24 protein-coding genes and 1 pseudogene are annotated in these 25991 nt (G+C 58.9%); 22 read left to right on the forward strand and 3 right to left on the reverse strand.

The annotated features are described in order from the left end of the window. The first annotated feature begins 73 nt into the window (after window positions 1–73). From gltB to gspM, 16 genes are all read left to right on the forward strand, one after another. Window positions 74–4519, forward strand: coding sequence for a glutamate synthase large subunit (gene gltB / locus CKW15_RS05455; protein WP_095056482.1), 4446 nt, complete (start codon window positions 74–76; stop codon window positions 4517–4519). A gap of 125 nt (window positions 4520–4644) precedes the next feature. Next, window positions 4645–6063 (forward strand): FAD-dependent oxidoreductase, encoded by a 1419-nt coding sequence (locus tag CKW15_RS05460; RefSeq protein WP_095056481.1) that lies wholly within the window; start codon window positions 4645–4647, stop codon window positions 6061–6063. 222 nt (window positions 6064–6285) lie between these two features. Continuing rightward, a complete protein-coding gene (gene hemE, locus CKW15_RS05465) occupies window positions 6286–7353 on the forward strand; it encodes a uroporphyrinogen decarboxylase (RefSeq protein WP_095056480.1) in 1068 nt (355 codons plus the stop codon). 292 nt (window positions 7354–7645) lie between these two features. After that, window positions 7646–9112, forward strand: a complete 1467-nt coding sequence (gene gbpA / locus CKW15_RS05470; RefSeq protein ID WP_095151771.1) for an N-acetylglucosamine-binding protein GbpA — start codon at window positions 7646–7648, stop codon at window positions 9110–9112. A gap of 9 nt (window positions 9113–9121) precedes the next feature. Then, window positions 9122–9739: a cytochrome b/b6 domain-containing protein gene (locus CKW15_RS05475; protein WP_367316863.1), complete on the forward strand. Its 618-nt coding sequence runs from the start codon at window positions 9122–9124 to the stop codon at window positions 9737–9739. 179 nt (window positions 9740–9918) lie between these two features. Then, complete coding sequence (locus CKW15_RS05480) at window positions 9919–10281, forward strand: hypothetical protein (protein ID WP_371856284.1); 363 nt, start codon at window positions 9919–9921, stop codon at window positions 10279–10281. An 8-nt stretch (window positions 10282–10289) separates the two neighbouring features. Then, complete coding sequence (gspD, locus tag CKW15_RS05485) at window positions 10290–12209, forward strand: type II secretion system secretin GspD (protein WP_095056478.1); 1920 nt, start codon at window positions 10290–10292, stop codon at window positions 12207–12209. Window positions 12210–12213: 4 nt separating this feature from the next. After that, the gene (gspE, locus tag CKW15_RS05490) at window positions 12214–13686 is read left to right on the forward strand and encodes a type II secretion system ATPase GspE (protein ID WP_095151772.1); all 1473 of its coding nucleotides are present in this window, start codon (window positions 12214–12216) and stop codon (window positions 13684–13686) included. Window positions 13687–13689: 3 nt separating this feature from the next. Next, complete coding sequence (gene gspF / locus CKW15_RS05495; protein ID WP_095151773.1) at window positions 13690–14898, forward strand: type II secretion system inner membrane protein GspF; 1209 nt, start codon at window positions 13690–13692, stop codon at window positions 14896–14898. 3 nt (window positions 14899–14901) lie between these two features. Further along, the gene (gspG, locus tag CKW15_RS05500) at window positions 14902–15345 is read left to right on the forward strand and encodes a type II secretion system major pseudopilin GspG (RefSeq protein WP_095151774.1); all 444 of its coding nucleotides are present in this window, start codon (window positions 14902–14904) and stop codon (window positions 15343–15345) included. 7 nt (window positions 15346–15352) lie between these two features. Continuing rightward, window positions 15353–15820 carry a type II secretion system minor pseudopilin GspH gene (gspH, locus tag CKW15_RS05505; RefSeq protein ID WP_095151775.1) on the forward strand — a complete coding sequence of 156 codons (468 nt, stop codon included), beginning with the start codon at window positions 15353–15355 and terminating at the stop codon, window positions 15818–15820. After that, window positions 15813–16196 (forward strand): type II secretion system minor pseudopilin GspI, encoded by a 384-nt coding sequence (gspI, locus tag CKW15_RS05510; RefSeq protein WP_095151776.1) that lies wholly within the window; start codon window positions 15813–15815, stop codon window positions 16194–16196. The genes gspH and gspI overlap by 8 nt, the downstream gene beginning before the upstream one ends. Continuing rightward, window positions 16189–16731: a type II secretion system protein GspJ gene (locus tag CKW15_RS05515; RefSeq protein ID WP_095151777.1), complete on the forward strand. Its 543-nt coding sequence runs from the start codon at window positions 16189–16191 to the stop codon at window positions 16729–16731. Before gspI ends, CKW15_RS05515 begins: the two co-directional genes overlap by 8 nt. A 41-nt stretch (window positions 16732–16772) precedes the next feature. Further along, window positions 16773–17573, forward strand: a complete 801-nt coding sequence (locus tag CKW15_RS05520) for a type II secretion system protein GspK (protein WP_256583108.1) — start codon at window positions 16773–16775, stop codon at window positions 17571–17573. Then, window positions 17573–18679: a type II secretion system protein GspL gene (gspL, locus tag CKW15_RS05525; RefSeq protein ID WP_095151779.1), complete on the forward strand. Its 1107-nt coding sequence runs from the start codon at window positions 17573–17575 to the stop codon at window positions 18677–18679. The genes CKW15_RS05520 and gspL overlap by 1 nt, the downstream gene beginning before the upstream one ends. Further along, window positions 18676–19107 (forward strand): type II secretion system protein GspM, encoded by a 432-nt coding sequence (gene gspM, locus CKW15_RS05530; RefSeq protein WP_095056470.1) that lies wholly within the window; start codon window positions 18676–18678, stop codon window positions 19105–19107. The genes gspL and gspM overlap by 4 nt, the downstream gene beginning before the upstream one ends. Here gspM and CKW15_RS05535 read toward each other — a convergent pair. Continuing rightward, window positions 19100–20380: an MFS transporter gene (locus CKW15_RS05535; RefSeq protein ID WP_095151780.1), complete on the reverse strand. Its 1281-nt coding sequence runs from the start codon at window positions 20378–20380 to the stop codon at window positions 19100–19102. The genes gspM and CKW15_RS05535 overlap by 8 nt on opposite strands. Window positions 20381–20498: 118 nt before the next feature. On the opposite strand from CKW15_RS05535, the gene CKW15_RS05540 reads away from it, so the two are divergent. The 3 genes from CKW15_RS05540 to CKW15_RS05550 all read left to right on the forward strand — a co-directional run bounded on the left by CKW15_RS05540 (window position 20499) and on the right by CKW15_RS05550 (window position 22859). After that, window positions 20499–21401: a LysR family transcriptional regulator gene (locus CKW15_RS05540; protein ID WP_095151781.1), complete on the forward strand. Its 903-nt coding sequence runs from the start codon at window positions 20499–20501 to the stop codon at window positions 21399–21401. A gap of 511 nt (window positions 21402–21912) precedes the next feature. Beyond that, the gene (locus CKW15_RS05545; protein WP_095151782.1) at window positions 21913–22176 is read left to right on the forward strand and encodes a DUF6124 family protein; all 264 of its coding nucleotides are present in this window, start codon (window positions 21913–21915) and stop codon (window positions 22174–22176) included. A gap of 299 nt (window positions 22177–22475) precedes the next feature. Continuing rightward, window positions 22476–22859, forward strand: coding sequence for a type II toxin-antitoxin system PemK/MazF family toxin (locus tag CKW15_RS05550; protein WP_095056466.1), 384 nt, complete (start codon window positions 22476–22478; stop codon window positions 22857–22859). Window positions 22860–23073: 214 nt separating this feature from the next. On the opposite strand, the gene CKW15_RS05555 is transcribed toward CKW15_RS05550, so the two are convergent. Both CKW15_RS05555 and CKW15_RS05560 read right to left on the reverse strand, forming a co-directional pair. Further along, the gene (locus CKW15_RS05555; RefSeq protein ID WP_095056465.1) at window positions 23074–23328 is read right to left on the reverse strand and encodes a hypothetical protein; all 255 of its coding nucleotides are present in this window, start codon (window positions 23326–23328) and stop codon (window positions 23074–23076) included. Window positions 23329–23398: 70 nt separating this feature from the next. Beyond that, window positions 23399–23746: a DUF6124 family protein gene (locus CKW15_RS05560; RefSeq protein WP_095151783.1), complete on the reverse strand. Its 348-nt coding sequence runs from the start codon at window positions 23744–23746 to the stop codon at window positions 23399–23401. Between the two features lie 448 nt (window positions 23747–24194). Between CKW15_RS05560 and CKW15_RS05565 the strand changes: the two genes are divergently transcribed. The 3 genes and pseudogenes from CKW15_RS05565 to CKW15_RS05575 form a co-directional block, all read left to right on the forward strand. Continuing rightward, complete coding sequence (locus CKW15_RS05565; RefSeq protein WP_095151784.1) at window positions 24195–24791, forward strand: helix-turn-helix transcriptional regulator; 597 nt, start codon at window positions 24195–24197, stop codon at window positions 24789–24791. Then, entirely contained in the window at window positions 24784–25656 is an 873-nt protein-coding gene (locus CKW15_RS05570) for a queuosine precursor transporter (protein WP_095151785.1), read from the forward strand. Before CKW15_RS05565 ends, CKW15_RS05570 begins: the two co-directional genes overlap by 8 nt. Window positions 25657–25830: 174 nt before the next feature. Next, window positions 25831–25991, forward strand: a pseudogene (locus CKW15_RS05575) (IS256 family transposase); the annotation flags it as partial.

The following is a 25991-nucleotide window of genomic DNA, read 5'->3' on the forward strand; positions in this document are numbered from 1 at the left end:
CGGCGCGGAAGGTAACTAGTTGAATTGAAAAGAAATTTGCCTCGATAAGAGGCAGCCTGGTGAGAAAGTGTCTATGAAAGCAGGTCTGTACCAACCAGATGAATTCAAGGATAACTGCGGTTTCGGCCTGATTGCCCATATGCAGGGCGAGCCCAGTCATACCCTTTTGCAAACGGCCATCGAGGCCCTGACCTGCATGACCCACCGCGGTGGGATTAATGCCGACGGCAAGACCGGTGACGGTTGCGGTCTGCTGATTCAAAAGCCGGACGCGTTCCTGCGCGCTATCGCCCAGGAAACCTTCGGCGTTGAAATGCCCAAGCAATATGCGGTGGGCATGGTTTTCTTCAACCAGGACCCGGTGAAAGCCGAAGCCGCTCGCGAGAACATGAACCGCGAGATCCTGGCCGCCGGCCTGCAACTGATCGGCTGGCGCAAAGTGCCAATCGACACCAGCGTCCTCGGCCGCCTGGCCCTTGAGCGCCTGCCGCAGATCGAGCAGGTGTACATCGGCGGAGAAGGCCTGAGCGATCAGGACATGGCCGTCAAACTGTTCACCTCCCGTCGTCGCTCGTCCGTGGCCAACGCCGCCGACAGCGATCACTACGTGTGCAGCTTTTCCCACAAGACCATCATTTACAAAGGCCTGATGATGCCGGCGGATTTGACCGCCTTCTATCCAGACCTGAGCGATGAGCGCCTGCAAACTTCGATTTGCGTGTTCCACCAGCGCTTCTCCACCAACACCCTGCCGAAATGGCCGCTGGCTCAACCGTTCCGCTTCCTGGCGCACAACGGCGAGATCAACACCATTACCGGCAACCGCAACTGGGCCGTGGCCCGTCGCACCAAGTTCACCAACGATCTGATGGATCTGGAAGAACTCGGCCCGCTGGTCAACCGTGTCGGTTCCGACTCCTCCAGCATGGACAACATGCTCGAGCTGATGGTCACCGGTGGCATCGACCTGTTCCGTGGCGTGCGGATGATCATTCCGCCTGCGTGGCAGAACGTCGAGACCATGGACCCGGATCTGCGTGCGTTCTACGAATACAACTCGATGCACATGGAACCGTGGGACGGCCCGGCCGGCGTGGTAATGACCGACGGTCGTTACGCGGTGTGCCTGCTCGACCGTAACGGTCTGCGTCCGGCACGTTGGGTGACCACCACCAACGGCTTCATCACCCTGGCTTCGGAAATCGGCGTCTGGAACTACCAGCCTGAAGACGTGATTGCCAAAGGCCGCGTTGGCCCGGGCCAGATCTTTGCCGTGGACACCGAAACCGGCCAGATCCTCGACACCGACGCCATCGACAACCGTCTGAAGTCCCGTCATCCGTACAAGCAATGGCTGCGCAAGAATGCCCTGCGCATCCAGGCAACCATGGAAGACAACGATCACGGTTCGGCGTTCTACGACGTCGATCAGCTCAAGCAATACATGAAGATGTATCAGGTCACGTTCGAAGAGCGCGACCAGGTGCTGCGTCCGCTCGGCGAGCAGGGCTACGAAGCCGTTGGCTCGATGGGCGACGATACGCCGATGGCCGTGCTGTCCCAGCGCGTGCGTACGCCGTACGACTATTTCCGCCAGCAGTTCGCGCAGGTCACCAACCCGCCGATCGACCCGCTGCGTGAAGCCATCGTCATGTCGCTGGAGATCTGCCTCGGTGCCGAGCGCAACATCTTCCAAGAGTCGCCGGAACACGCCTCGCGCGTGATCCTCAGCTCGCCGGTCATTTCCCCGGCCAAGTGGCGCTCGCTGATGAACCTCGATCGTCCGGGCTTCGAGCGCGCGATCATCGATCTGAACTACGACGAAAGCGTCGGCCTGGAAGCTGCGATCCGCAACGTTGCCGATCAAGCTGAAGAAGCCGTGCGCGCCGGTCGTACTCAAGTCGTGCTGAGCGACCGTCATATTGCCCCGGGCAAGTTGCCGATCCACGCTTCGCTCGCCACCGGCGCGGTGCACCACCGCCTGACCGAAAAAGGCCTGCGTTGCGACTCCAACATCCTTGTTGAAACCGCGACTGCACGTGACCCGCATCACTTCGCCGTGCTGATCGGTTTCGGCGCCTCTGCCGTTTATCCGTTCCTGGCCTACGAAGTGCTGGGCGACCTGATCCGGACCGGTGAAGTGCTGGGCGACCTCTACGAGGTGTTCAAGAATTACCGTAAAGGCATCACCAAGGGCTTGCTCAAGATCCTGTCGAAGATGGGCATCTCGACCATCACTTCGTACCGCGGTGCGCAGCTGTTCGAAGCCATCGGCCTGTCCGAGGAAGTCTGCAACCTGAGCTTCCGTGGCGTGCCGAGCCGCATCAAGGGTGCGCGTTTCGTCGACATCGAAGCCGAGCAGAAGGCCCTGGCCACCGAAGCCTGGAGCCCTCGCAAGCCGATCCAGCAAGGCGGCCTGCTGAAGTTCGTCCACGGTGGCGAATATCACGCGTACAACCCGGACGTGGTCAACACCCTGCAAGCCGCTGTGCAGCAGGGCGACTACAGCAAGTTCAAGGAATACACGTCGCTGGTGGATAACCGCCCGGTGTCGATGATCCGCGACTTGCTGAAAGTCAAAACCCTCGACACTCCATTGGACATCAGCGAGATCGAACCGCTGGAATCGGTGCTCAAGCGCTTCGACTCCGCCGGTATCTCGTTGGGCGCCCTGTCGCCGGAAGCTCACGAAGCCCTGGCCGAAGCCATGAACCGCCTCGGTGCGCGTTCCAACTCCGGCGAAGGCGGCGAAGACCCGGCACGCTACGGCACCATCAAGAGTTCGAAAATCAAGCAAGTCGCGACCGGCCGTTTCGGTGTGACCCCGGAATACCTGGTCAACGCTGAAGTGCTGCAGATCAAGGTCGCCCAGGGCGCCAAACCGGGCGAAGGCGGTCAACTGCCAGGCGGCAAGGTCAACGGCCTGATCGCCAAGCTGCGTTATGCAGTACCAGGCGTGACCCTGATTTCGCCACCGCCGCACCACGACATCTATTCGATCGAAGACTTGTCGCAGCTGATTTTCGACCTGAAACAAGTCAACCCGAAGGCACTGGTCTCGGTGAAGCTGGTAGCAGAAGCGGGCGTCGGCACCATCGCCGCCGGTGTGGCCAAGGCCTATGCGGACCTGATCACCATCTCCGGCTACGACGGCGGCACCGGCGCATCGCCGCTGACCTCGATCAAATACGCGGGCGCTCCGTGGGAACTCGGCCTGGCCGAAACCCACCAGACCCTACGCGGCAACGACCTGCGCGGCAAAGTCCGGGTACAGACCGACGGCGGCCTGAAAACCGGCCTCGACGTGATCAAGGCAGCCATCCTCGGCGCTGAAAGCTTCGGCTTCGGCACCGCGCCAATGATCGCCCTGGGCTGCAAATACCTGCGCATCTGCCACCTGAACAACTGCGCCACCGGCGTTGCGACTCAGAACGAGAAGCTGCGCAAGGATCACTACATCGGTACCGTCGACATGGTGGTGAACTTCTTCACCTACGTCGCCGAAGAAACCCGTGAGTGGCTGGCCAAGCTGGGCGTGCGCTCCCTCGAAGAGCTGATCGGCCGTACCGATCTGCTGGAAATCCTCGAAGGTCAGACCGCCAAGCAACATCACCTCGACCTGACCCCGTTGCTGGGCAGCGACCACGTGCCGGCGGACAAGCCGCAGTTCTGTGGCGTTGAGCGCAACCCGCCGTTCGACAAGGGCCTGCTGGCCGAGAAAATGGTCGACATGGCCACCTCGGCGATCAACGACCTGAGCGGCGCCGAGTTCGCCCTGGATATCTGCAACTGCGACCGTTCCATCGGCGCACGGATCTCCGGCGAAATCGCGCGCAAGCACGGCAACCAGGGCATGGCCAACGCGCCGGTCACGTTCCGCTTCAAGGGCACTGCCGGTCAGAGCTTCGGCGTGTGGAACGCTGGCGGCCTGAACATGTACCTGGAAGGCGATGCCAACGACTACGTCGGCAAGGGCATGACCGGCGGCAAGCTGGTCATCGTTCCGCCGAAGGGCAGCGTCTACCGCACCCAGGACAGTGCCATCATCGGCAACACCTGCCTGTACGGCGCCACTGGCGGCAAGCTGTTCGCCGCCGGTACCGCGGGCGAGCGTTTCGCCGTGCGTAACTCCGGTGCCCACACCGTCGTGGAAGGCACTGGCGATCACTGCTGCGAGTACATGACCGGTGGTTTCGTCTGCGTTCTGGGCAAGACCGGTTACAACTTCGGCTCTGGCATGACCGGCGGTTTCGCCTACGTGCTCGACCAGGACAACACCTTCGTTGACCGGGTCAACCACGAACTGGTGGAAATCCAGCGGATCAGCGGCGAGGCGATGGAAGCCTACCGCAGCCATTTGCAACGCGTGCTGAACGAGTACGTCGAGGAAACCGACAGCGAGTGGGGTCGTGAACTCGCCGAGAACCTTGATGATTACTTGCGTCGTTTCTGGCTAGTCAAACCTAAGGCGGCGAGCTTGAAATCTCTGCTCTCCAGTACTCGTGCGAATCCGCAGTAACGACGCAGCTGCAAGCGGCAAGCTTCAAGCCGCAAGTTAACAGCAGTGCGCGTTGTGCCTGCCACCGTGATTGTCTTGCAGCTTGAAGCTTAGAGCTTGAAGCTGTCGTGTAAGAGGTTTTGAAGATGGGCGAACGACTCAGCAACGACTTCCAATTCATCGAGGTCGGGCGCAAGGATCCGAAGAAGAAACTGTTGCGTCAACGCAAGAAAGAGTTCGTGGAAATCTACGAACCCTTCAAACCCCAGCAGTCGGCCGACCAGGCCCACCGCTGCCTGGGTTGCGGTAACCCGTATTGCGAATGGAAGTGCCCGGTGCACAACTTCATTCCCAACTGGCTGAAGCTGGTGGCCGAGGGCAACATCCTCCAGGCCGCCGAACTGTCGCACCAGACCAACACCCTGCCGGAAGTCTGCGGCCGGGTGTGCCCGCAGGACCGTCTGTGCGAGGGTGCCTGCACCCTTAACGACGGCTTCGGCGCGGTGACCATCGGTTCGGTGGAGAAGTACATCACCGACACCGCGTTCGCCATGGGCTGGCGCCCGGACATGTCCAAGGTCAAGCCGACCGGCAAGCGTGTCGCGATCATCGGTGCCGGGCCTGCGGGCCTGGGCTGTGCCGACGTGCTGGTGCGTGGCGGCGTGACTCCGGTGGTGTTCGACAAGAACCCGGAAATCGGCGGTCTGCTGACCTTCGGCATTCCCGAGTTCAAGCTGGAAAAGACCGTGCTGAGCAATCGTCGCGAAGTCTTCACCGGCATGGGCATCGAGTTCCGCCTCAACACCGAGGTGGGCACGGACGTGACCATGGAGCAACTGCTCGAAGAATACGATGCCGTATTCATGGGCATGGGCACCTACACCTACATGAAGGGCGGCTTTGCCGGTGAAGACCTGCCGGGCGTGTACGACGCGCTGGATTTCCTGATCGCCAACGTCAACCGCAACCTGGGCTTTGAAAAGTCGCCGGAAGATTTCGTCGACATGAAAGGCAAGAAGGTCGTGGTACTCGGCGGTGGCGACACGGCGATGGACTGCAACCGTACGTCGATCCGCCAGGGCGCCAAGTCGGTGACCTGCGCCTATCGTCGTGACGAAGCGAACATGCCGGGCTCGCGCAAAGAGGTGAAGAACGCCAAGGAAGAAGGCGTGAAATTCCTCTACAACCGCCAGCCGATCGCCATTGTCGGTGAAGACAAGGTCGAAGGCGTGAAGGTGGTCGAGACCCGTCTCGGCGAGCCGGACGCCCGTGGCCGTCGCAGCCCCGAGCCGATCCCGGGTTCCGAAGAGATCATCCCGGCCGACGCCGTGGTTATCGCCTTCGGTTTCCGTCCAAGCCCGGCGCCGTGGTTTGAGCAGTTCAGCATCCAGACCGACAGCCAGGGCCGTGTCGTGGCACCGGAACAAGGTCAGTACAAGCACCAGACCAGCAACCCGAAAATCTTCGCCGGTGGCGACATGGTGCGCGGTTCCGACCTGGTGGTGACGGCGATCTTCGAAGGCCGCAATGCCGCCGAAGGGATCCTGGATTACCTGGGCGTCTGATCGACGCCTCACCCTGTAGGAGCCGGCTTGCTGGCGATGAACGATAACGCGGTGTACCTGATACACCGCGTCGTCTGCATCGCCAGCAAGCCGGCTCCTACAGTGTTTTTGGGTGCTGCGAAAATGCGACAAATTGACTCGATAGACAAAAGGCTGACCTGCAACCGTGCCTTTTGCGTCGCGCTCTGAGAAAATGCCCGCACTTTTTTTCCGGATGCCGACATGACTGCCCTGAAGAACGACCGTTTCCTGCGCGCCCTGCTCAAGCAACCCGTAGACGTCACCCCTGTGTGGATGATGCGTCAGGCCGGTCGCTACCTGCCTGAATACCGCGCCAGCCGTGCCAAGGCCGGCGATTTCATGAGCCTGTGCATGAACCCGGCGTTCGCTTGCGAAGTCACGATGCAGCCGCTCGACCGCTACCCGCAACTGGACGCGGCGATTCTCTTCTCCGACATCCTGACCATCCCCGATGCCATGGGCCAAGGCCTGTACTTCGAAACCGGCGAAGGTCCGCGCTTCAGGAAAGTCGTCAGCACCCTGGCCGACATCGAGGCCCTGCCGATTCCTGATCCGCACAAAGACCTCGGCTACGTGATGGACGCGGTCAGCACCATCCGCCGCGAACTGAACGGCCGCGTGCCGCTGATCGGCTTTGCCGGCAGCCCATGGACCCTGGCCACCTACATGGTCGAAGGCGGCTCGTCGAAAGACTACCGCAAGACCAAAACCATGCTCTACGACAACCCGCAAGCCTTGCACCTGCTGTTGGACAAGCTCGCGCAGACGGTCACCAGCTACCTCAACGGCCAGATCATGGCGGGTGCGCAAGCGGTACAGATCTTTGACAGTTGGGGCGGTGCCCTCTCGGCGGCGGCGTACCAGGAATTCTCCCTGGCCTACATGAAGAAAATCGTCAGCGGCCTGATCCGCGAACACGAAGGTCGCAAGGTGCCGGTCATCCTGTTCACCAAGAACGGTGGCCTGTGGCTGGAAAGCATCGCCGATGCCGGCGCCGATGCACTGGGCCTGGACTGGACCTGCGACATTGGCAGTGCCCGCGCCCGCGTGGGTGACAAAGTCGCCCTGCAAGGCAACATGGACCCGACCGTGCTTTACGCAAAACCGGAAGCCATCCGTACCGAAGTCGGGCGCATTCTGGCCAGCTATGGCAAAGGCAGCGGCCACGTGTTCAACCTCGGCCATGGCATCACCCCGGAAGTCGATCCGGAGCACGCCGGTGCCTTCCTGCGCGCGGTGCATGAGTTGTCGGCGCAGTATCACGAGTAACGGTTAATCCCGGTTTCGCAAAAACCTGTCCCGCCTCGTGCCGGACAGGTTTTTTTATGCCGTTTAAAAGTTCGGTCGATAAATCATCACTGGCTGTAAGAGTAGTTTCTGATGTTGTCAGATAGGGGAATAGAGAGACTGTTCCCGCCTCGTTTGTTGACTCCTCCTACATAGAATTTTCTTCTATCCCCGTAAGGTTCCAGGCCCTTGTCCGGCGCAACGCCGAACAATCACGAAGCGAACTTCGGCGCCCACAAGGTGCCCTGTTTTCGATAATCAGCCTGGAATATTCATGAAAATCACGTTTGATAAAAGAAGTGCGTTGACCGCGTGCACGTCCACTGCGGTCCTGTTGTCGGCAATGCTGACCACGCAAACCGTTTCCGCTCACGGCTATCTGGAAGTGCCACCTTCCCGTGCCCTGGTTTGCCAGAAAGGTTTGAACACAAACTGCGGCGGCGCCCAGTACGAACCGCAAAGCGTCGGTGAAACCTTCAAAGGCTTCCCGGCTGGCGTCGGCGGCGCACCGCTGCAGGGCCCGGTCGATGGCAAGATCGCCAGCGGCGGCCACTCGCTGTTCTCCGCACTGGACGCACAGTCCGCCACCCGCTGGCACCTGACTGAAATCAAGAATCGCACGATCGATTTCCAGTGGCGCTACACCGCCGTTCACCCAGCCACCAAACATGAGTACTTCATCAGCCGCAACGGCTGGAACCCGAACGAAGCACTCAAGCGCGCCACGTTCGAAAGCACCCCGTTCTGCACCGTCGATGGTGGCAATCAGAAGCCGTCTGACAGCGATAAGCACACCTGCACCATCCCCCCTGAGAAAACCGGTCATCACGTCATTCTGGCGATCTGGACCGTTGGTGATACCGATGCGGCGTTCTACAACCCGACTGACGTGAACATCCTGGCGGAAGCAGAATTGCCGGGTGGTTGGTCCTCCGTGGGCAGCATCGCGCCTTCGACCACATTGCTGGTGGGCGACAAGGTCAAGGCTCGTGCGTTCTCCGCTACTGGCGAGAAACCGGAGTACAGCGTCGAAATCAGCATCGACAACGCTGAAGGCGGCGTGCCGCAAAACTGGGCATTCAACCTGGCAGAAAAGATCAACGCCACCCACACCCTGGTCCGTGCCGGTGTCCGTGATGAAAGCGGCAATATCGAACCGGTCAAAGGCAGCAACAGTATTTACGCCCAGAAACAAAGCGGTGTTATCCGTTACGAAGTGCAGCTGGACATGAAGGAAGACGCCGCCGCGCGCCTTGGGGTGTCGACGCTGCAACCTGAGTACGTGCTGGACAAAGGTCAGGCCAAAGTCGATTTCGGCGTGCTGTCCAACCGCAGGATGAACATCGAAGCGACGTTGTTCGACAAGAGCAATAAGCCGGTCGGTGTGACCTCGACACAAATCGACAGTGGTTCAGCCATGCTCAGCATGGATGTTCGCAGCAATCCGGATGTGCACACCCTGACGCTCGTCGGCACCACCCTGGATGGCCGTACCACTCGCCAGGATACCCAGACCGTCAACATGACCGGTGAAGGCGCAGGCGCTGACTATGACTTCGTGTTCCCCGAAGGCATCAGCGACTACACCGCCGGCACCAAAGTCCTGCAACCGAAGACCAATGAAGTCTTTGAATGCAAGCCGTTCCCTGAGTCCGGTTACTGCAAGCAGTACAGCCCGAGCGCCAACGGTTACGAGCCCGGTGTCGGTGCTCACTGGCACATGGCGTGGAACAAGCTGTAAGTCCTTTGCGTGACACTTCAGGCGATCGAATTCGGGTCGCCTGAAGACTCATCTCATCTGTTGATGATCGGGTTGAAAATGACGGTTTTGGTTTACTCCACGCTGCGTGTATGGCTGCACTGGTTTTCGGCGGCTGTCATTTTATGGACGTTGCTGTCCGGTTTTTTTGTGGCCAGTGTTGACGTTTCGGCACCCATCAAACAGTCGGTAGCGTCCTTCAATGTCTCGCTGACGACCGTGTTCATACCGTTTTTTGTATGGCGGCTGTTTTTGTTTTTTTCGCATGTCCGTTGTTTGGACTGGAAATCCATTTTGCTTGTCGATGCGCTTGCACCGTTGGTGCACGTGCTGATTTATCTGATTGTCGCCATCGTACTGGTGACTGGCGTGTTGATGATGGATCGTCCGATTGATGTGTTTGGGGTTGTGGAATTTGCTCAACCGCTGCGTGATCCGCATCTGATCGCCCGTTACTTCACCGTGCATATTTGGGCATGTGTTGTGCTTTCGTTACTGATTGCGCTGCATGTCGGTGCCGTGATTTTCCATGAGGCCTGCAACCATCGCGTGTTGCGACGAATGTCATTTTTTCGGTGCAACAAGGCGGCGAAGGGGCAATTTGAGTGAATGGAGCTGTGAGGTTTTCACTGGCACGTTTGACCAGGCTCGCTGCACGTCTGTGCTTATTGGCGGTGCCAGTAAGCTACGGCGCATTTCTGGCCTGGCAAGAGTGGCGTTTTCGCGAAGGCCTTGCGACTCCTCCCCAGCCCGTCGAGATCATTCGAACAGCTGCACTGCCCCGAGAAATGCTAGATGCAACCTCGGTCGCTACGGTGCTCGGCCTCACGGCCGGTGCGCAGTTGCTACCCAGTACCGAACCACTGATCTTGCACGCGAGTTTTGTTATCCGCAGCGGATTATCCAAAGCGTTGCTGGCGGACTCCCAGGGTTCGCACCTTTACAAGGTGGGAGATCGCCTGCCCGGCGGCAGCGTACTGCGCCGGATCGAGGCCGGTCAGGTGGTGTTGTGGAGCAAGGGGCGAGAAGAATTGTTGGCCCTCAAGCCTGCTGCCAGCGCATTTCTGCATCGGGTTGAAGCCCCCGCCAAATCACCGGCACCGATCATTTCTCCGCGTTTTTTCCTCCCCGATACCGGGGTGTCAGAGTGAACACATTCATGAATAGCGTTCTCGGGGCACAGGCGTTGCGGCCGGTGCTTTTTTTTGTCGCCATGACGATCGCGTTGTTCCACGGCGCCCTTGAGGCCGAGGAAGAAAAATGGCAGTTGGCGATGAACAATGCCGAACTGCGCGACATCGTCGAAGAGATCTCCAACATTCTGGGAACCACCGTGGTGCTGGACCCTCGAGTCTCCGGCCGCATCACGGTCATGTCCCGCCAGGCCCTGGACCGCGAAGGGGTGCGCCGGCTGTTCTATTCGGTGCTCGATGCCCACAACTTTACGGTGATCGACGAGGGCGACCGGATCCTCATCACGCCGGTTGCCGAGGCCAGGACGCGCGCCGGTCAGGGCTCGGAAAAGACCGCCACGGCCTCGCAATATGTGACCCGTGTCATCGACTTGAACACCAGCAGCGCTGCGGACATTGCCGGGCTGGTGCGGCCGTTGGTGTCGGCCAGTGGCTACGTCGGCCCGTCGGTGTCGGCCAATGCGTTGGTGGTGACCGATACAGCGGCCAATGTGGCTCGCATCGGCAAGGTCGTGCGCCAACTGGATTCCGGTCAGAACAACCTGCATACCGTGGTGCAACTGCGGCATGCCCAGGCCGCTGATGTCGCGCCCGTGATCGAGGCTTCGCTGGGCAAACGCAACGCCGAGTCCGCCATCCAGGTGTTGGCCGACAACCGCACCAATCGCCTGATCTTCATCGGTCCGCCGGCCGTTCGCCAGCGCCTGACCGAGTTGGCGCGAGGCCTCGATACGCCCGCCACCGCCACCCTCGACAACGCCCGGGTGATTCGCCTGCGCCACAGCGATGCCAAGCAATTGGCCGAGATTCTGGAGTCGATGGGGCAGGGCAGAAAGCAGGCGCCCGGCGTCGGCAATGCAAGGGACGCATCCACCGGCGCGACGTTCATGATCAAGGCTGACGAAAGCCAGAATGCCTTGGTGCTGATCGCCGAACCGGCACAAGTGCGGACCATCGAAAGCATCGTGCGTCAGTTGGATCAGCCACGGGCCCAAGTGCTGATCCATGCCGCCATCGTCGAAATCTCTGGGGACATCGCCGAGGCCGTCGGTGTGCAGTGGAACCTCAACACCGGCGACGCCAAAGGCTTCATCAACTTCCCCGGCACCGACATTCCGATTGTCGGCGGGCTGACATTCGATGAGAAAAAATCGGCCCCCGAAGGCGCGATCCTGCAACTGGGCAGCGACCGCTTCGGTGCGTTGATTTCGGCGCTGGCCAGCAACACCCACAGCAACCTGCTCTCGACGCCGAGCCTGTTGACGCTGGATAACCAGGAAGCGGAAATCATCGTCGGCCAGAACGTACCGTTCAAGACGGGCTCCTACGCGACCAACAGCAACGGTGCGGACAATCCGTTCACTACCGTCGAGCGCAAGGACGTGGGCATCAGCCTGAAGATCAAGCCGTACATCAATGAAGGCTCGACCTTGCGTCTTGAGGTCCAGCAGGAAGTGTCGGACATCGCGCCGTCTGTGTCGGGCATCGACTCTTCGGATTTGATCACCAACAAGCGTGCGCTCAAGAGCACCATCCTCGCCGACGATGGCGAAATCATCGTGATCGGCGGGCTGATCCGGGATAGCGTGCGCACCCAGAAAAGCGGTGTGCCGCTGCTGCGCGATATTCCGTATCTCGGCGCGCTGTTTCGCTGGAGTCGCGACACCCAGACCAAAAGCAACCTGATGGTTTTTCTGCGTCCGACCATCGTGCGCAGCAAAGAGGACCTGTCCCAGGTCAGCCAGCAGCGGTACAACGCGCTGCGTGACCTGAGCAAGTCCGGCGCCGGTGAAAACAACTCGTTGCTGCTGCCGGCCGAAGCGCGGCAGTTGTTCGAGCCCGTGAGTGACGCGCCAGTGTTCGACCTGCGCGGCAAGGCGCCGTGATGCCATGAGCGGAGTCTGCGAGCAATTGGCGTTCGGGTTTGCCCGGCGTTGCGGTGTGCTGCTGGAGCAAGCGGGTGACAAGCCATGCCTGGTGATACGCGCCGATGCATCGCTGACCGCGTTGGCGGAAGCGCAGCGCGTGTGCGGCCGGGCGCTGCCGATACAGATCGTCGAGCCCGGCGAATACGCCTTGCGTCTGGCAGCGGCCTATCGCGAAGGGCAGAGCGCGATGGAACAGGTCGCCCAAGGGTTGGACGAAGAGCTGGACTTGCTCAGCCTGGTCGATCAGGTCCCGCAAACCGCCGACCTGCTGGAGCAGCAGGGCGATGCGCCGATCATTCGGTTGATCAACGCCCTGCTCGGCGAAGCGGTGCGCGAGCATGCCTCCGACGTGCATCTGGAAACGTTCGAGCAATACCTGTCGGTGCGCATGCGGGTCGACGGCCAGTTGCGTGAAATGCTCAGGCCGCGGCGCGAACTGGCGACGCTGCTGGTATCGCGGATCAAGGTCATGGCGCGCCTGGACATCGCCGAAAAGCGCGTACCCCAGGATGGCCGAATGGCTTTGCGTCTGGCCGGTCATGAAGTCGATGTGCGGGTCTCTACGCTGCCTTCAGCGCACGGCGAACGAGTGGTGTTGCGCCTGCTCGACAAACAGGCCGGGCGACTGGATCTGCATCGGCTGGGCATGCCGGATGACACGCTTGCAGCGTTGCACCTGTTGCTGGGAAAACCCCATGGCATTCTCCTGGTGACCGGTCCCACGGGCTCCGGCAAAACCACCAGCCTGTATGCGGCCCTGAGCAGCCTCAACGACCAGACCCGCAACATCCTCACCGTCGAAGACCCTATCGAATATCACCTGCCGGGCGTCGGTCAGATGCCGGTGAATCCAAAGGTAGACATGACCTTCGCCCGAGGCTTGCGGGCGATATTGCGACAGGACCCGGACGTGGTGATGGTCGGCGAAATCCGCGACCGCGAAACCGCCGAGATCGCTGTCCAGGCCTCCCTCACCGGGCACCTCGTGCTGTCGACCTTGCACACCAACAGCGCGGCCGGCGCGGTCACGCGGCTGGTGGACATGGGTGTCGATGCCTATCTGCTGGCGTCCTCATTGGTCGGCATTCTGGCCCAGCGACTGCTGCGCACGTTGTGTCCGCACTGCAAGGTTTCGTACATCGCCGACGCGACGGCTTGCGAACGTCTGGGGCTCGATCCTTTAACGCCGCCGCCGCTGTTCAGAGCGGCGGGGTGCGAGCAATGCCAGCACGGTTATCGCGGACGCATCGGCATTTACGAGTTGATCAGCGTAACCCCCGCAGTGTCGGCGCTCATCCATCAGGGCGCCAGCGAACAGGCGCTGATCGAAGAAGTGCGCAAGGTTTCACGCAGCCTGTTTCAGGACGGCCAGCAGCGGGTGGTGAGCGGATTGACCAGCCTCGACGAACTGTTGCGCGTGACGCAGGAGCACTGACCGATGCCGACCTTCGATTACCGCGCCCACGATGCCCATGGCCGATCCTGCAAGGGACGGTTGGAAGCTGATGGACCGCGTCATGCACGGCAATTGTTGCGTGAGCGTCACTTGTGGCCGCTTGCGTTGAGCGAGATAGACGTCAGCAGGGACGCGGGAAAGGCATTCCATCGCGGACGCTTGAGCGCAGCGGATCTGGCCTTGCTGACCTTGCAGCTTTCAACATTGGTGCAGGCCGGTCTGCCGCTGGAAGAAGCCCTCGAAGCGGTGGCGAAGCAGAGTACCAAACGCAAGGTTGCTGGCCTGCTGTCGGCGGTCAGGTCCCGGGTAATGGAAGGCCATGCGCTGGCCTCGGCGTTAGGGCAGTTTCCCAAGGCGTTCCCCGAGTTGTTCCGCGCCACCGTGGCAGCCGGCGAGCGCTCCGGGCACTTGGGGCATGTGCTTGAACAACTGGCGGCTTACACCCAGGCCCGACAGGCCTCGCGACAGAAAATCCAGATGGCCCTGGTGTACCCGTTGATCCTGATGCTGGCCAGCGTGGCGATCGTCGGCTTTCTGCTCGGCTACGTCGTGCCGGACGTGGTGAAGATCTTCGTCGACAGCGGTCAGCCATTGCCCTGGTTGACCCAGGCGCTGATCGGTGTGAGCGACGGGTTGCGCAATCATTTCCTGCTGATGATAAGCGTGCTGGCCGCATTGCTCGGCCTCTGGCGCTGGAGTTTGCGCCAGCCGCTGTGGCGCCTGCGCTGGCATCGCTGGGTATTGAATGTGCCAGTCATCGGCGACGTATTGCGCGCCATGGATGCCGCACGGTTTGCCAGTACGTTGGCGATCCTCGGCAAGAGTGCCGTGCCGCTGGTGGATGCGCTGGAGATCGCCGCGGCGGTCATCGGCAACCTGACCATTCGAGCGCGGATGGTCGACGTCGCCCGCTCGGTCCGCGAAGGCGCAACCCTGACCCGGGGCCTGGAACAGAGCGGCGATATCCCGCCGATGATGCTGCACATGATCGCCAGCGGCGAACGCGCCGGTGAGCTCGATCGCATGCTCGCCCGCGCCGCCGAACAACAGGAAAGCAGCCTCGCCGCGCGCATTGCGCTGGTGGTGAGCCTGTTCGAGCCGGCGATGCTGGTGCTGATGGGCGGCGTCGTGCTGCTGATTGTCATGGCCATCCTGCTTCCGATTCTCAGCCTCAACCAATTGGTGAATTGATCCATGCAATCTGTCCGTCAACACAAGCAGCGCGGTTTTACCCTGATTGAAATCATGGTGGTGGTCGTCATCATTGGTGTGCTGGGGGCCATCGTGGTGCCGCAGTTCATGAGCCGTCCCGATCAGGCCAAGGTCACCGCTGCCAAAATCGATATCCAGGCCATCGCCACCGCGCTGGAAATGTATCGACTCGACAACGCCCACTATCCCTCGACCCAGCAAGGCCTCGAAGCCTTGGTCAAGCGACCTTCCGGATCGCCGGCGGCACGCAACTGGAACCCGCAGGGCTACCTCAAGAGCATGCCCGTCGATCCCTGGAGCACGCCCTATCAGTACCTCAACCCCGGCGTGAATTCGGTCGATGGCACCTACGATTTGTATTCCCTGGGCGCCGATGGCGTCGCGGGCGGTGAAGGGCTCGGGGTGGATATTGGTCTCGGAGGATGACTGATTCATGGAAAAGCGCTGCCGAGGATTTACCTTGCTCGAACTGATGATCGTGATCGTGGTGATCGGCGTGTTGTTGGGCATGGTGAGCCTGGCCACGGGTGTCAGTCCGGCGCGCAAGGTCAAGCAGGAAGCGGGCGCCATGGCGCAGATGATCGGGCAACTGCGTGAGCGCGCCGTGCTCGACGGCCAGGAGTACGGCGTGCGGCTGAGCGTCGATGGCTTCCGGGTCATGCGTCTTGGCGACAGGGGATGGGCGTCGGTGGCGGCGCTGTCGCGTTGGCCGGATGGCGTGCAACCTCGTTTGGAACGGGACGGCTATTCGCTGAGTTTGGGGGCTGACGAAGGTGCGCCACAACTGTTAATGCTCAGCAGTGATGAAACCAGCGATTTCACGCTCAGATTCGTCTCCAGCAACAGGACCTGGTTGAGCCTGTCCGGCGACGGCATCGGCGAGGTCGTGATCAATGACTGAGCGCAAACCAATGTCGCACATGGCCGGCTTCACACTGTTGGAAATCATGGTGGCCCTGGCGATCTTCGCCACGCTGGCGGCAGCCGTTTTGTCGGCCAGCCAATACGTGCTGAAGCAAAGCAGCGCTGTCGAACAACGATTGTTCGCGGCCTGGTTGGCAGACAACCAGTTGAATGAATTACGCCTGCAGCCGCGCCTTGACATCGGGCAGCAGCAACGCTTGGTGCAGATGGATCAGCGTGACTGGCAGCTGCGTCAGCACATCAGCGCCACCGCCGACCCGCGCCTGCTCAGGGCAGACGTTCACGTCAGCGTTCCGGGGCGTGAGCACACCCTGCACCGCGCCACTGGCTGGATTCCTGTTCGTGATGAGTAAGCAGCGTGGGTTCACCTTGTTGGAACTGGTGATCGCCATGGCTATTTTCGCCGTGCTGGGTTTGGCCAGTTGGGGCTTGTTCGATGGCGTGGTGCGTGTGCAGCAAGGCACGACGGCGCATGAACGGGAGTTCAGGCGTTTGCAACGGGCCGTGGCGGTCATCGAGCGGGATGTGATGCACGTCACCGAGCAATCGGTGGTGCTTGCGCCGTCGCTTTTGCGGTTCCAGCGCAGCCATTGGCGCAACCCTCTGGATCAGCCCCGAAGTGAGCGCCAAGCGCTGACCTATCGCCTGGACAACGGCGTGCTGTGGCGTGAAAGCCAAGGCGAAGGCTCGCAAGTCATGCAACGGCAAAAGTTGCTTGAAGGTGTTCGTGGATTGAGCTGGCGTTTGTTCGACGAGCAGGCTGGCTGGTTCAGTGAATGGCCGCAAGGGCAGGCGTCCGAAATGCCGCTGGCGTTGGAGTTTCAGCTGTCGGTCGGGCGTTTCGAAGGCATCCGAAGGGTGCTGCCAATGCCGGGAACACGGCGGTGAATCGGCAGCGCGGCATCGCGCTGATCAGCGTTTTACTGGTCATGAGCCTGGCGCTGTTGATCACCAGCGGCTTGTTGCGCAGTCATCACCTGTCGCTGCAAAGCAGTGGGCAGCAGTTGCAGCAATTGAGTTTGCGCCAACTCGCGACCGGGGCAGAAGACTGGGCGATCTTGTGGTTGCAAGCGGCGTTGCAGGAGCCCGAGCAAGCCACCGGCCAGGCTCATAACCGGATCGGCATGACACCCGGTTTTGAACTTGAAGACGCACAGATCCGAGTCGACATCGAAGACCTCGCCGGGCGCTTCAATCTCAACGCGTTGCTGCGTCAGGGACAAATCGATCAGGTCACCCTGGACCGCTGGGAGCGCCTGCTGAAACTGCTCAACCTGCCGCCGTTGCAGTTGAGCCAGGTCGGTCCGTTGGGTGAGCTGAGCCAGTTGCGTTTGTTGCCGGGCATCGATGGACCACTGTTGCAGCAACTGGAACCCTGGGTGGCGACGTTGCCCCTCGACGCGGCGCTGAACATCAACGCCGCGCCGACGCTGGTGATGCGAGCGCTCGGTGACGTAGACGCCGCGACCGCCAACACGCTGGTTCGACAGGCATCGACGACGCCCTGGGCCAGCGTTCAGGCCTTTACGCAAGACCCGTTGCTCTCCGGGTTGGGTTTGAGCAGCCACGGCCTCGGCATCCAGAGTCGCTGGTATCGGATCACCGTGCAGGTGACCCAGGGCGGACGCATTTTGCGCTTGGCCACGGATGTCGAACACGATCCGGACACCCGCCAATTGAGCGTGCTGCAACGCCGTTTTCTTCCTTTGACTGCCAACGAGAGGTCGTGATGAACACCTGGCTTTACCTGACTGCAGAAGGTTTGGAAACGGTATCGGTCGACTGGCCTTGTTGTGTAGGGGGCTCGACCGCTGACGGTCAGTCCATGCCTTTGAACCAAGCCGCGCAAGCGCTGCAAGGTCAGGCGATTGATCTGCTGTTGCCCATGGAAATGTGCAGCTGGGTACGCACCGATCCCTGGCCGACCAAACGCAAACCGAAGGCCCAGGCCATCGCCTTCGCCGTTGAGGACCAATTGAGCGAAGCGCTGGAGATGATGCACTTGAGCGTTGGCCCGCGTGACCGTGATGGCTGCTATCCGGTGTTGGTCATTGGACGGGAACGTCTGGCGGGCGTGCTCGCACTGCTGGCCGAAGCGGCCATTGAGGTGCGTGGCGTGTTCGTCGATGCAGACCTCTTGCCCGGCGATCAACCGCTGGGCGTCTGGTGGTTTGGGCGCTGGTTGATCGGGGGTGCATTGCCGATGCGCATGGCCTTGTCGCACGACCATCGGGCGCAGCTCACACCGTTACTGCCCAAGGACATGCAGTGGCTGGATGCGCCTCAAGGTCACGACTCCTTCGCGCAATGGATGCACTCCCGACCGGCGCAGGCCATCAATCTGCTGCACGGCGTATTCGCACCGCGGCGACAGCGTTTGCCCTGGCGAATGGGGGGAATGGCGGCGCTGATGGTGGCGCTGTTGAGCTGGGGCGCCCTTGAAACGCGAATCAATTTTCTCGACAGCGAAACCCAGCGCCTCACGCTCCAGAATGAGCAGCGATTCAAGGCGCTGTATCCGGATCAAAGCCGCATCGTCGACCTGGCGGTACAACTCAAAATGCTGCAAAACCAGCCCGTAGAAGTGCAAGGCACGCGGGTGGCCGGGTTGGTCAACCTGATCGAACGGGTGGTCGGCGCCAGCCATGTCGAGGTCCAGCGCATCGAGTTTCGCGAGGGCGATGGCTGGAAAATCCAGCTGACCGCCAACACGTTCGCCGAGCTCGAACAGTTGCGTGAACGTGGGCGCCAGCAAGGCCTGCCCGTCAGGCTCGATAGCGCGAACAAAGCGGCCGACCGCGTACACGCGACCTTCACCATGGAGAACGAGGCATGAAACACGCATGGCAGCGACTGTCCGTCCGCGAACAACGGCTATTGCTGGGGTTGGGGGCGTTTTTGCTGGCAGTCATGGCGTTCAGCCTGATCTGGCAACCGACCCGCCAGCGACTGGAAGCGGTCGAGCGTCAATATCAGCAGCAGAGGGGGCTGGCCGCGCAACTGCAACACGCACTGCCGCGCAGTCAGGCACCGGCTTCCGCTCATCAGCCGCTGTCGCTGCGTATCAGCGAAAGCGCCGCGAAGGCGGGGCTGGAGATTCGTCAGATGGACAGCGATGACGATGTGTTGCGCCTGACCCTGAGCGGCAACGCGCAAGCCTTGATGCAATGGCTCGATAACCTTGAGCGCGACGGTGTTGCGCTGCAATCGCTGACGCTGGAAGCTCGCGACACCGAGTTGGAGGCTCGGGCTGTGTTCAGGTAGTCGAGGTGTTTTGCGGCAGTAGTGGCAACTTCGCCAGCTTCAACGCCACCAGCAACGCAATCACCAGCAGCGTGCCGATGAACAGCCCGATCCCGTTCCATCCACCCAAGTGCCAGAACACGCCACCCGCCGTACCAGCGATGCTCCCCCCGGCGTAATAGCTGAACAGGTACAGCGACGATGCCTGCCCTTTGGCCTTGGTGGCGCGGCGACCGATCCAGCTGCTGGCCACCGAGTGGGCGCCGAAGAAGCCGAAGGTGAAGATCAGCATGCCGATGATCACCAGCGGCAGCGGGGTGAACATCGTCAGGGCGAGACCGCCGATCATCAGCGTGATGGTGCTCCAGAGCACTTTGCGCCGCCCGAGTCTGTCGGCCAGCGAGCCGACTTTTGCCGAGCTGTAGATGCCCGACAGGTACACCACCGACAGCAACCCGACGAAGGCCTGTTCCATGTGGTACGGAGCGGCCAGCAGGCGATAGCCGATGTAGTTGAACAGCGTGACGAACGCACCCATCAACACAAAGGCTTCGAGGAACAACAGCGGCAACCCGGCGTCGCGAAAGTGCATGGTGAAACCGTCGACCAGGCTGCGCGGATGCAGCGAGCGGGCGCGGAAGTTGCGCGATTCGGGGAGGATTTTCCAGAACACCGCCGCCGCAATCAGCGCCAGGCCACCGATCACCAGCATCGCCGTGTGCCAACTGACGAAGTCGATCAACACCCCGGTGATCAAACGCCCGCTCATCCCGCCAATCGCATTGCCGCTGATGTACAAACCCATGGCGAGGCCGATGTGCTGCGGGTGGATCTCTTCGCTCAAGTAAGTCATCGCCACCGCTGCCAGACCGCTCAACGACAACCCGATCAGCGCGCGCATCGCCAGCACGCCGTGCCAGCTCGGCATCATCGCACTGCCCATAGTGCACAGCGCGGCGGCGAACAGTGCCGCTACCATCACCTGTTTACGCCCGACCCGGTCGGAGATCGGGCCGGTGATCAGCAGGCCGATGGCGAGCATGCCGGTGGCGATCGACAGGATCAGGCTGCTCTGCGCCGCGTTGATGGAGTACTCGTCGGACAGCAGCGGCATCATCGGCTGCACGCAATAGAGCAGGGCGAACGTCGCGAAGCCGCCGCAGAACAACGCCAGCACTGTGCGCATGAACGCAGGGGTGCCTTTTTCGATGTAGATCTCCACCAGCTCAGTAGCGATAGCGTCCGGTGCCGAAGGTGGAACTTCATGGGCGAGTGGGGCGACAGCAGTTTTCACGGGGGACCTCGGAGGGCGCAGCCGGTCAGGCAATGAAAAAAGCATATAGCTGGCTAATGATTCAATCCAATATATTGTTCGACCTGTTTGATAGCTTTTACGACCTAATGGGGTTTCCATGGAATTGCGTCATCTGCGCTACTTCATCGCCGTCGCCGAAGAACTGCACTTCGGCCGCGCCGCACAGGTGCTGGGCATCTCGCAGCCGCCGCTGAGCCAGCAGATTCAAGCGCTGGAACAGGAAGTCGGCGCACGGCTTTTTGAACGTACCAATCGTCGGGTCGAACTGAGCGAAGCCGGTCGGCTGTTTCTGCAAGAAGCGCGACTGGCGCTGGCGCAAGTCGACAAAGCGGCGGATGTTGCGCGGCGGGCGCAGTTGGGCGAGTTGGGCGAACTGAAGATCGGCTTCACCTCGTCAGCCCCCTTCAACTCGACCATCCCCCAGGCGATTTTCTCGTTTCGCCAGCGCTTCCCGGCGGTGCACCTGAACCTGCGGGAAATGAGCAGCACCCAAGTCGCCGATGCGCTGGTGGACGAATCGATTGAAGTCGGCATCATGCGCCCGCTGGGCCTCCCGGACAGTCTCAGCGTGGTCGAATTGATGCGCGAGCCGCTGGTCGCGGTCCTCAGCTCCAAACACCCGCTGGTGGAGGGCAGCGAAGAGGGCTTGTTCCTGTCAGCTCTGGCGCTTGAGCCTTTTGTGTTTTTTCCGCGCAGTTACGGCAGCGGTCTGTATGCGCAGCTGCTCAGCCTCGCCCGCGATGCCGGGTTCACGCCGCATTTTGCCCAAGAGGCTGGCGAGGCGATGACCATCATCGGGTTGGTGGCCGCGGGTCTTGGCGTCTCGGTGATGCCGGCGTCCTATCAGCGGATGCGCATCGACGGCGTGGTCTATCGGCCGCTGCTCGATCCGGCAGCGGTATCGGCGGTGTGGCTGGTGCAGCGCAAGGACCAGAAATCGGCGATGGCGCGGGCGTTTGTGGAGTTGCTGACGAGCAAGGTTGAGCCGTTGCAGGTGTGACTGCTGCGCAGTCAATCGCGAGCATGCTCGCTCCTACAGTGTTCAGCGGTGTGAACACAATGCTCGCCACACCACGGAACCCTGTAGGAGCTGGCTTGCCAGCGAAGGCGTCCGCAAGTACACCCAAAAGACCCTCTGCATGCCAACCTGGCGGGAAACTTCACCCCCTCCCGTGGGACATTTCTGAAATCCTTCCCAAAGGCTACAGCGTCTTGCGGCGCTGCCTACACCTACTCCAGAATCCGCCGGCTTGTGCGCTTTTGGGGCTGTCGGTAGCTTGATTTTTGTCACTGATTGTCAGTGATCGGGTTTAGCAGCCCGTGTCCACAATGAAGCGCATTGGCGCTCCTGATAGGCAGGTATGTCCATACCTGCCCTTGACGGTGGCTGTGCGCAGGGCGCCTTCGGGCGCGCCGGTTTCATCGTGGCCCGGTCTGCTAACCTGCGTACAGCTGCCACCCTTTTGATCAGAAGCAATTTGGTGTGGCCGCCACTTTCAGGACGCTGAATCATGACCCATGCGCCAAACCCACCGGATACCGATCCGGACGTGCCACACCAACCCAGCCCCCTATTCCTCATCGCCCCCGATATCGACAACCACACCCTGCTGGAATACGCCTGCGTGTCGCTAGCCTCGGCAAACGTCATGGCAAGTGACTTCGCCAGAGACCTGAAGGGCTCACAGGGCCACACACTGCTGGGGATCCAGCAGTCGATCATGCTAGGGGAACTGGCGGTGAATCGGGTGCTGGATAATCTTGATCCGCCCTGATCACCCCATTGAGGGCTATGACAACTTGACCTGTCTGTGAAGGGGCCGAAAGGCTCAATCCAGCACGCCGCATAACGTCACACACACACAATACTTCTGCTTGGGGCAGCTTTATCCGGTGACGGCGGCGTGGCTGGTGCAGCGCAAGGACCAAATGATCGCCGATCACCAAGGTATTTGTTGAGCTGTCGACGAGTCGAGATAAGGGGCTTGAACGCAGGGACACTTCACGTAACGGATCCGGTTTCGTGATTCACCCGATATTGAGCAGAATCGATTTCTTTAGATGAGTGCCATGGATGCCACTTCTATATCAACCCAAGGAAGGCAGCGTACTGATTTGCGATTTCAGGGGTTACGAAGTTCCCGAAATGATCAAGGTCAGACCTGTTGTCGTGATTCGCAAACACAGAACCAACAGCTTGTTGGTGACGGTTGTGCCGCTTAGTACAACCGCTCCGGATCAACTGCTTGAACACCATCTAGAGCTGCCGAATCATCTGCAGGGAGCAAGCCCGACGTGTTGGGCTAAATGCGATATGGTTGCCACCGTCAGTCTTTCCAGGCTCGACCGAATAAAGAGCCGAGATCGTCGAGGGAAGCGCACTTACGTCATTTCACAACTTGAAACAGATGAGTTTTTTGCGATAAAAGTCGCTGTACGCAAGGCCTTAGGCCTATAAGCGCAGCAAATTTGGCTGAGGTGGGCAAGTTGCCAGCGGTTGTTCGTAGGGGGATTTCGGACAATACTGATGGCGTTCCCGAAAGGGGCTTGTGAGACTCTGAGGATCCTGGGCAACCAGCCATCACAGAGCCAGGCAGGTAAAGGGCGATGACAAGCCGACCTGTTTGTGAAGGGGCGCCGAAAGGCGCCCTTTGTCGTTTCTGGTGTACGAGCTACGCCGAAATTTGCTTCTGCAATCGTCGCCCGATGACATCCATCAAATCACAGCCATCGCGCAATGACGTGACCAGTACACGCGCCAGTTCGCTGTAAATGCCTTCGTCACACGCTAGGTTTTCCAGCAGTTGAGTCGCGGTGCGGATGCGGTAGGCCGCTGTTTCGTGCAACACGTCCAGCGGTGCTTCGGTGTCGATCACCAACGATGCAATGGTGCAGTCGATGCCAGTGATAGGCATGTATCGATCCATGACAAAAAACCTCCAGTGGTAAGAACGCGAACACACCGTGCTCGCGGTTTGGCGAAACCTCAGGCGAGCCCTAAGGCGGGTCCAGGTTATCCAACGCTCTGTTGACCAGCAGTTCACCTAAAGCAGCCAGTTGCTGAATGGCCAGTGCGACATTGCGGCGCGAGCCTTCCAGCTCGCAGGCGAGATCCGTGCTCATGACATTCAGTGAGGCGAGGGTTTCGCAGGCGTGGCAAAGCAGCGACTCCGTATCGACGTTCGGAACGATGGTGAATACGTGGCTGACAGGGTCGGGGCGATCCGGATTGCGCAGACGAGCGCTGACGAGGCGTTCGGTGATCTCGGAGAGTTTGGACAACTCGACGTGGTCGTCGGGTGGAAGGTCTGTTGATGGCGGAGGATTCGAGGTGGTTTTTTTCATGATGGAGCTCCCTGCAAGGTTAAAAGAAACATCGCCCGATCTCTTGGCGTCGCTGTTATTAATTACTGATTACGGGTGATGCGCAGGTAGATTTATTACCAGAAAATTCAATTTTATTAATCTAATAAATGAACATCTGTGTAATTAAATGATTCGTGAGTTGTGGTTTGTGCGTAATGTCTTACATCTTTTTCTTATTTGTTTTTATTTGGTGTTTTTTACAATTTTTATGTGAGGTGTTTCTGTAGGAAGCTCCTGTAAGTTCTCGATGGTTCGTATGTCGGAAATATCGCAGATGAAATATTTTCTAACGGTTGCTCTGCGTATTTCTGATATTTTTTTTGTGCCGTGCTTAGCTATGTAGGATGCTACTCTCACAAAGGCTTCTCGGTAGTATTTGCTTGAAGAGGCGGTAGGGTATGATCGAAAACAGAGTGGTAGAACGTTGATGTACAAAAAAGAAAAGACGGAAAATCTGAAAAATAATATTAAGTACCTGATTAAAAGTCGTGGCGAGACACAGTTGTCGTTATGTAATTCCAGTGGTTTGACCAGAACTACGATCTATAACATTCTCGAAGGGCGAGTTGTAAATGTCCAACAGTCTACGATTCGCAAAATTTCGGATTTTTTTGGAGTGTCCTATAAGGAAATAGAAACTGTTGATTTTCAAGAGAGGGAAATAATCGAAAGCGATGTTTCTCCGGAAGGGAATATGAATCCGGCCGCTGTTCCGGTGATCAAGGAAAGTGATTTGGTTCGAAGTCTGGATAAGAGGATTGGAGAGCTGTGTACGATTTACCCGCTGACTTATTATTTTGGAACGGCCTGTAATTTGATAGGTGTGCTTTTGGAAAATGAAATTTCTGGCATGAACGAGCCAGGAGATCTGTTGATTGTAAAGAAAGGTCTACCGATTTGCGGTAAAGAACAGTTGGTGTACAACAAGGACTCAAAAAAACTATTTATGACGACTGAGTGCTGTGTTGACTCAGACGTAGTTCGGGTGGTTGGGGAGGTGATTGAGGAAAGGTTTAATGGTTAGTGACTGCGAAAATACGAAATACAAACTGTTAGGTTTTGAGAGGAGTAAGAACCTTGCAATGATTATGGTTGTCTCTACGGGAAAACTCATCAAGGTTAGACTGGAAGAAGTGTTGAAAAGTGAAATTATGGATGACTTAAGTAAGGCTGAAGTCAGGGATATATACAGGAAATTTTACTCTGGCGGTGTTGCGCTGACCACGTACGAGTTGAATGATCGTCATGAGCGTTCGTGGATGGTTTATGTAGTATTGAATCTTCTACTGCTTGCTTTGTACATATTTGCAAATATTGGTGCGACAAAGCTTGTTTATTTAAGTGTGTTTGATCTGGTTGTTACTCCAGGGGTCTTTCTATTTCCGCTAACTTTTTTAATAGTCGACTTATTGAACGAGTTTTACGGGCTTCGGCTTGCAAGAAAGGCCATATTATTTGCATTTGCAAGTAATGCATTGATAATAGTGCTATTGAGTGCGGTTTCACATCTTCCTGGATTGCCTGGGTGGGAGTTGGACGCTCCTTATAGTGCGGTTGTTGCGCAGGTGTCGTCAGTGCTTGTTGCGTCTTCGGTGTCATTTCTTTTTTCAGAGTATGTTAATTCATATTTGTTGTCGAAAATAAAAGAGCTGACGAATTCGCGTTATTTGTTTTTACGTGTATTTCTCAGTACTTTTTTTGCGGTAATAATAGACAGCTTTATTTTTTGTTTTATCGCATTTTATGGGGTGATGACGAATAGTGAAATTCTTTCTATAGTCTTCGTTCAGATAGCGATAAAAGTATTTTTTGCGTTCTTTAATGTATTGCCTGCGTATGGGGCTCGGTCGCTATTCAAACGGTTTGTGGCAGGGGGGCAGGTATCGTGACGGTGAGTGAACAGGGCCAATGGCATTGACCCGGTTCATGTTTTTAGGTCGGCTAACCTAGATTCAGTTTGTGCTTTAGGTTGCTCAAGATATATGTGTTGTTTTGCAAGTACTCACGTAAGGGGGGTGTCAGAAATTTTGTGTTCGGGCATAACATGAGTAAGAGGTGCATGTATGCCAACCAAAAAGAAACCCGCGTTGCGAGAACTACCGAAAATCCCGAAAGAGCTGCTCGAGCAATTCACCGATGGACCGATGACCGCTGAAGCCATTGAGGACGCCTCTGCGGCGTTCAAGAAGGCTTTGATCGAGCGAGCCCTCAGTGCTGAGCGTGG

The sequence above is a fragment of the Pseudomonas sp. Irchel s3b5 genome (genome assembly GCF_900187435.1).
Taxonomy (GTDB): Bacteria; Pseudomonadota; Gammaproteobacteria; order Pseudomonadales; family Pseudomonadaceae; genus Aquipseudomonas.

Coding starts and splice junctions, on each gene's coding strand:
- gspI (WP_095151776.1), top strand. CDS start 15,813: ATGACTGAGCGCAAACCAATGTCGCACATGGCCGGCTTCACACTGTTG.
- CKW15_RS05565 (WP_095151784.1), top strand. CDS start 24,195: ATGTACAAAAAAGAAAAGACGGAAAATCTGAAAAATAATATTAAGTAC.
- gspE (WP_095151772.1), top strand. CDS start 12,214: ATGAGCGGAGTCTGCGAGCAATTGGCGTTCGGGTTTGCCCGGCGTTGC.
- CKW15_RS05550 (WP_095056466.1), top strand. CDS start 22,476: ATGCCACTTCTATATCAACCCAAGGAAGGCAGCGTACTGATTTGCGAT.
- CKW15_RS05460 (WP_095056481.1), top strand. CDS start 4,645: ATGGGCGAACGACTCAGCAACGACTTCCAATTCATCGAGGTCGGGCGC.
- CKW15_RS05545 (WP_095151782.1), top strand. CDS start 21,913: ATGACCCATGCGCCAAACCCACCGGATACCGATCCGGACGTGCCACAC.
- CKW15_RS05540 (WP_095151781.1), top strand. CDS start 20,499: ATGGAATTGCGTCATCTGCGCTACTTCATCGCCGTCGCCGAAGAACTG.
- CKW15_RS05560 (WP_095151783.1), bottom strand. CDS start 23,746: ATGAAAAAAACCACCTCGAATCCTCCGCCATCAACAGACCTTCCACCC.
- gspM (WP_095056470.1), top strand. CDS start 18,676: ATGAAACACGCATGGCAGCGACTGTCCGTCCGCGAACAACGGCTATTG.
- gspG (WP_095151774.1), top strand. CDS start 14,902: ATGCAATCTGTCCGTCAACACAAGCAGCGCGGTTTTACCCTGATTGAA.
- CKW15_RS05555 (WP_095056465.1), bottom strand. CDS start 23,328: ATGGATCGATACATGCCTATCACTGGCATCGACTGCACCATTGCATCG.
- gspF (WP_095151773.1), top strand. CDS start 13,690: ATGCCGACCTTCGATTACCGCGCCCACGATGCCCATGGCCGATCCTGC.
- gspD (WP_095056478.1), top strand. CDS start 10,290: ATGAATAGCGTTCTCGGGGCACAGGCGTTGCGGCCGGTGCTTTTTTTT.
- CKW15_RS05570 (WP_095151785.1), top strand. CDS start 24,784: ATGGTTAGTGACTGCGAAAATACGAAATACAAACTGTTAGGTTTTGAG.
- gltB (WP_095056482.1), top strand. CDS start 74: ATGAAAGCAGGTCTGTACCAACCAGATGAATTCAAGGATAACTGCGGT.
- gspL (WP_095151779.1), top strand. CDS start 17,573: ATGAACACCTGGCTTTACCTGACTGCAGAAGGTTTGGAAACGGTATCG.
- gspH (WP_095151775.1), top strand. CDS start 15,353: ATGGAAAAGCGCTGCCGAGGATTTACCTTGCTCGAACTGATGATCGTG.
- hemE (WP_095056480.1), top strand. CDS start 6,286: ATGACTGCCCTGAAGAACGACCGTTTCCTGCGCGCCCTGCTCAAGCAA.
- CKW15_RS05515 (WP_095151777.1), top strand. CDS start 16,189: ATGAGTAAGCAGCGTGGGTTCACCTTGTTGGAACTGGTGATCGCCATG.
- gbpA (WP_095151771.1), top strand. CDS start 7,646: ATGAAAATCACGTTTGATAAAAGAAGTGCGTTGACCGCGTGCACGTCC.
- CKW15_RS05480 (WP_371856284.1), top strand. CDS start 9,919: ATGCTAGATGCAACCTCGGTCGCTACGGTGCTCGGCCTCACGGCCGGT.
- CKW15_RS05520 (WP_256583108.1), top strand. CDS start 16,773: ATGAGCCTGGCGCTGTTGATCACCAGCGGCTTGTTGCGCAGTCATCAC.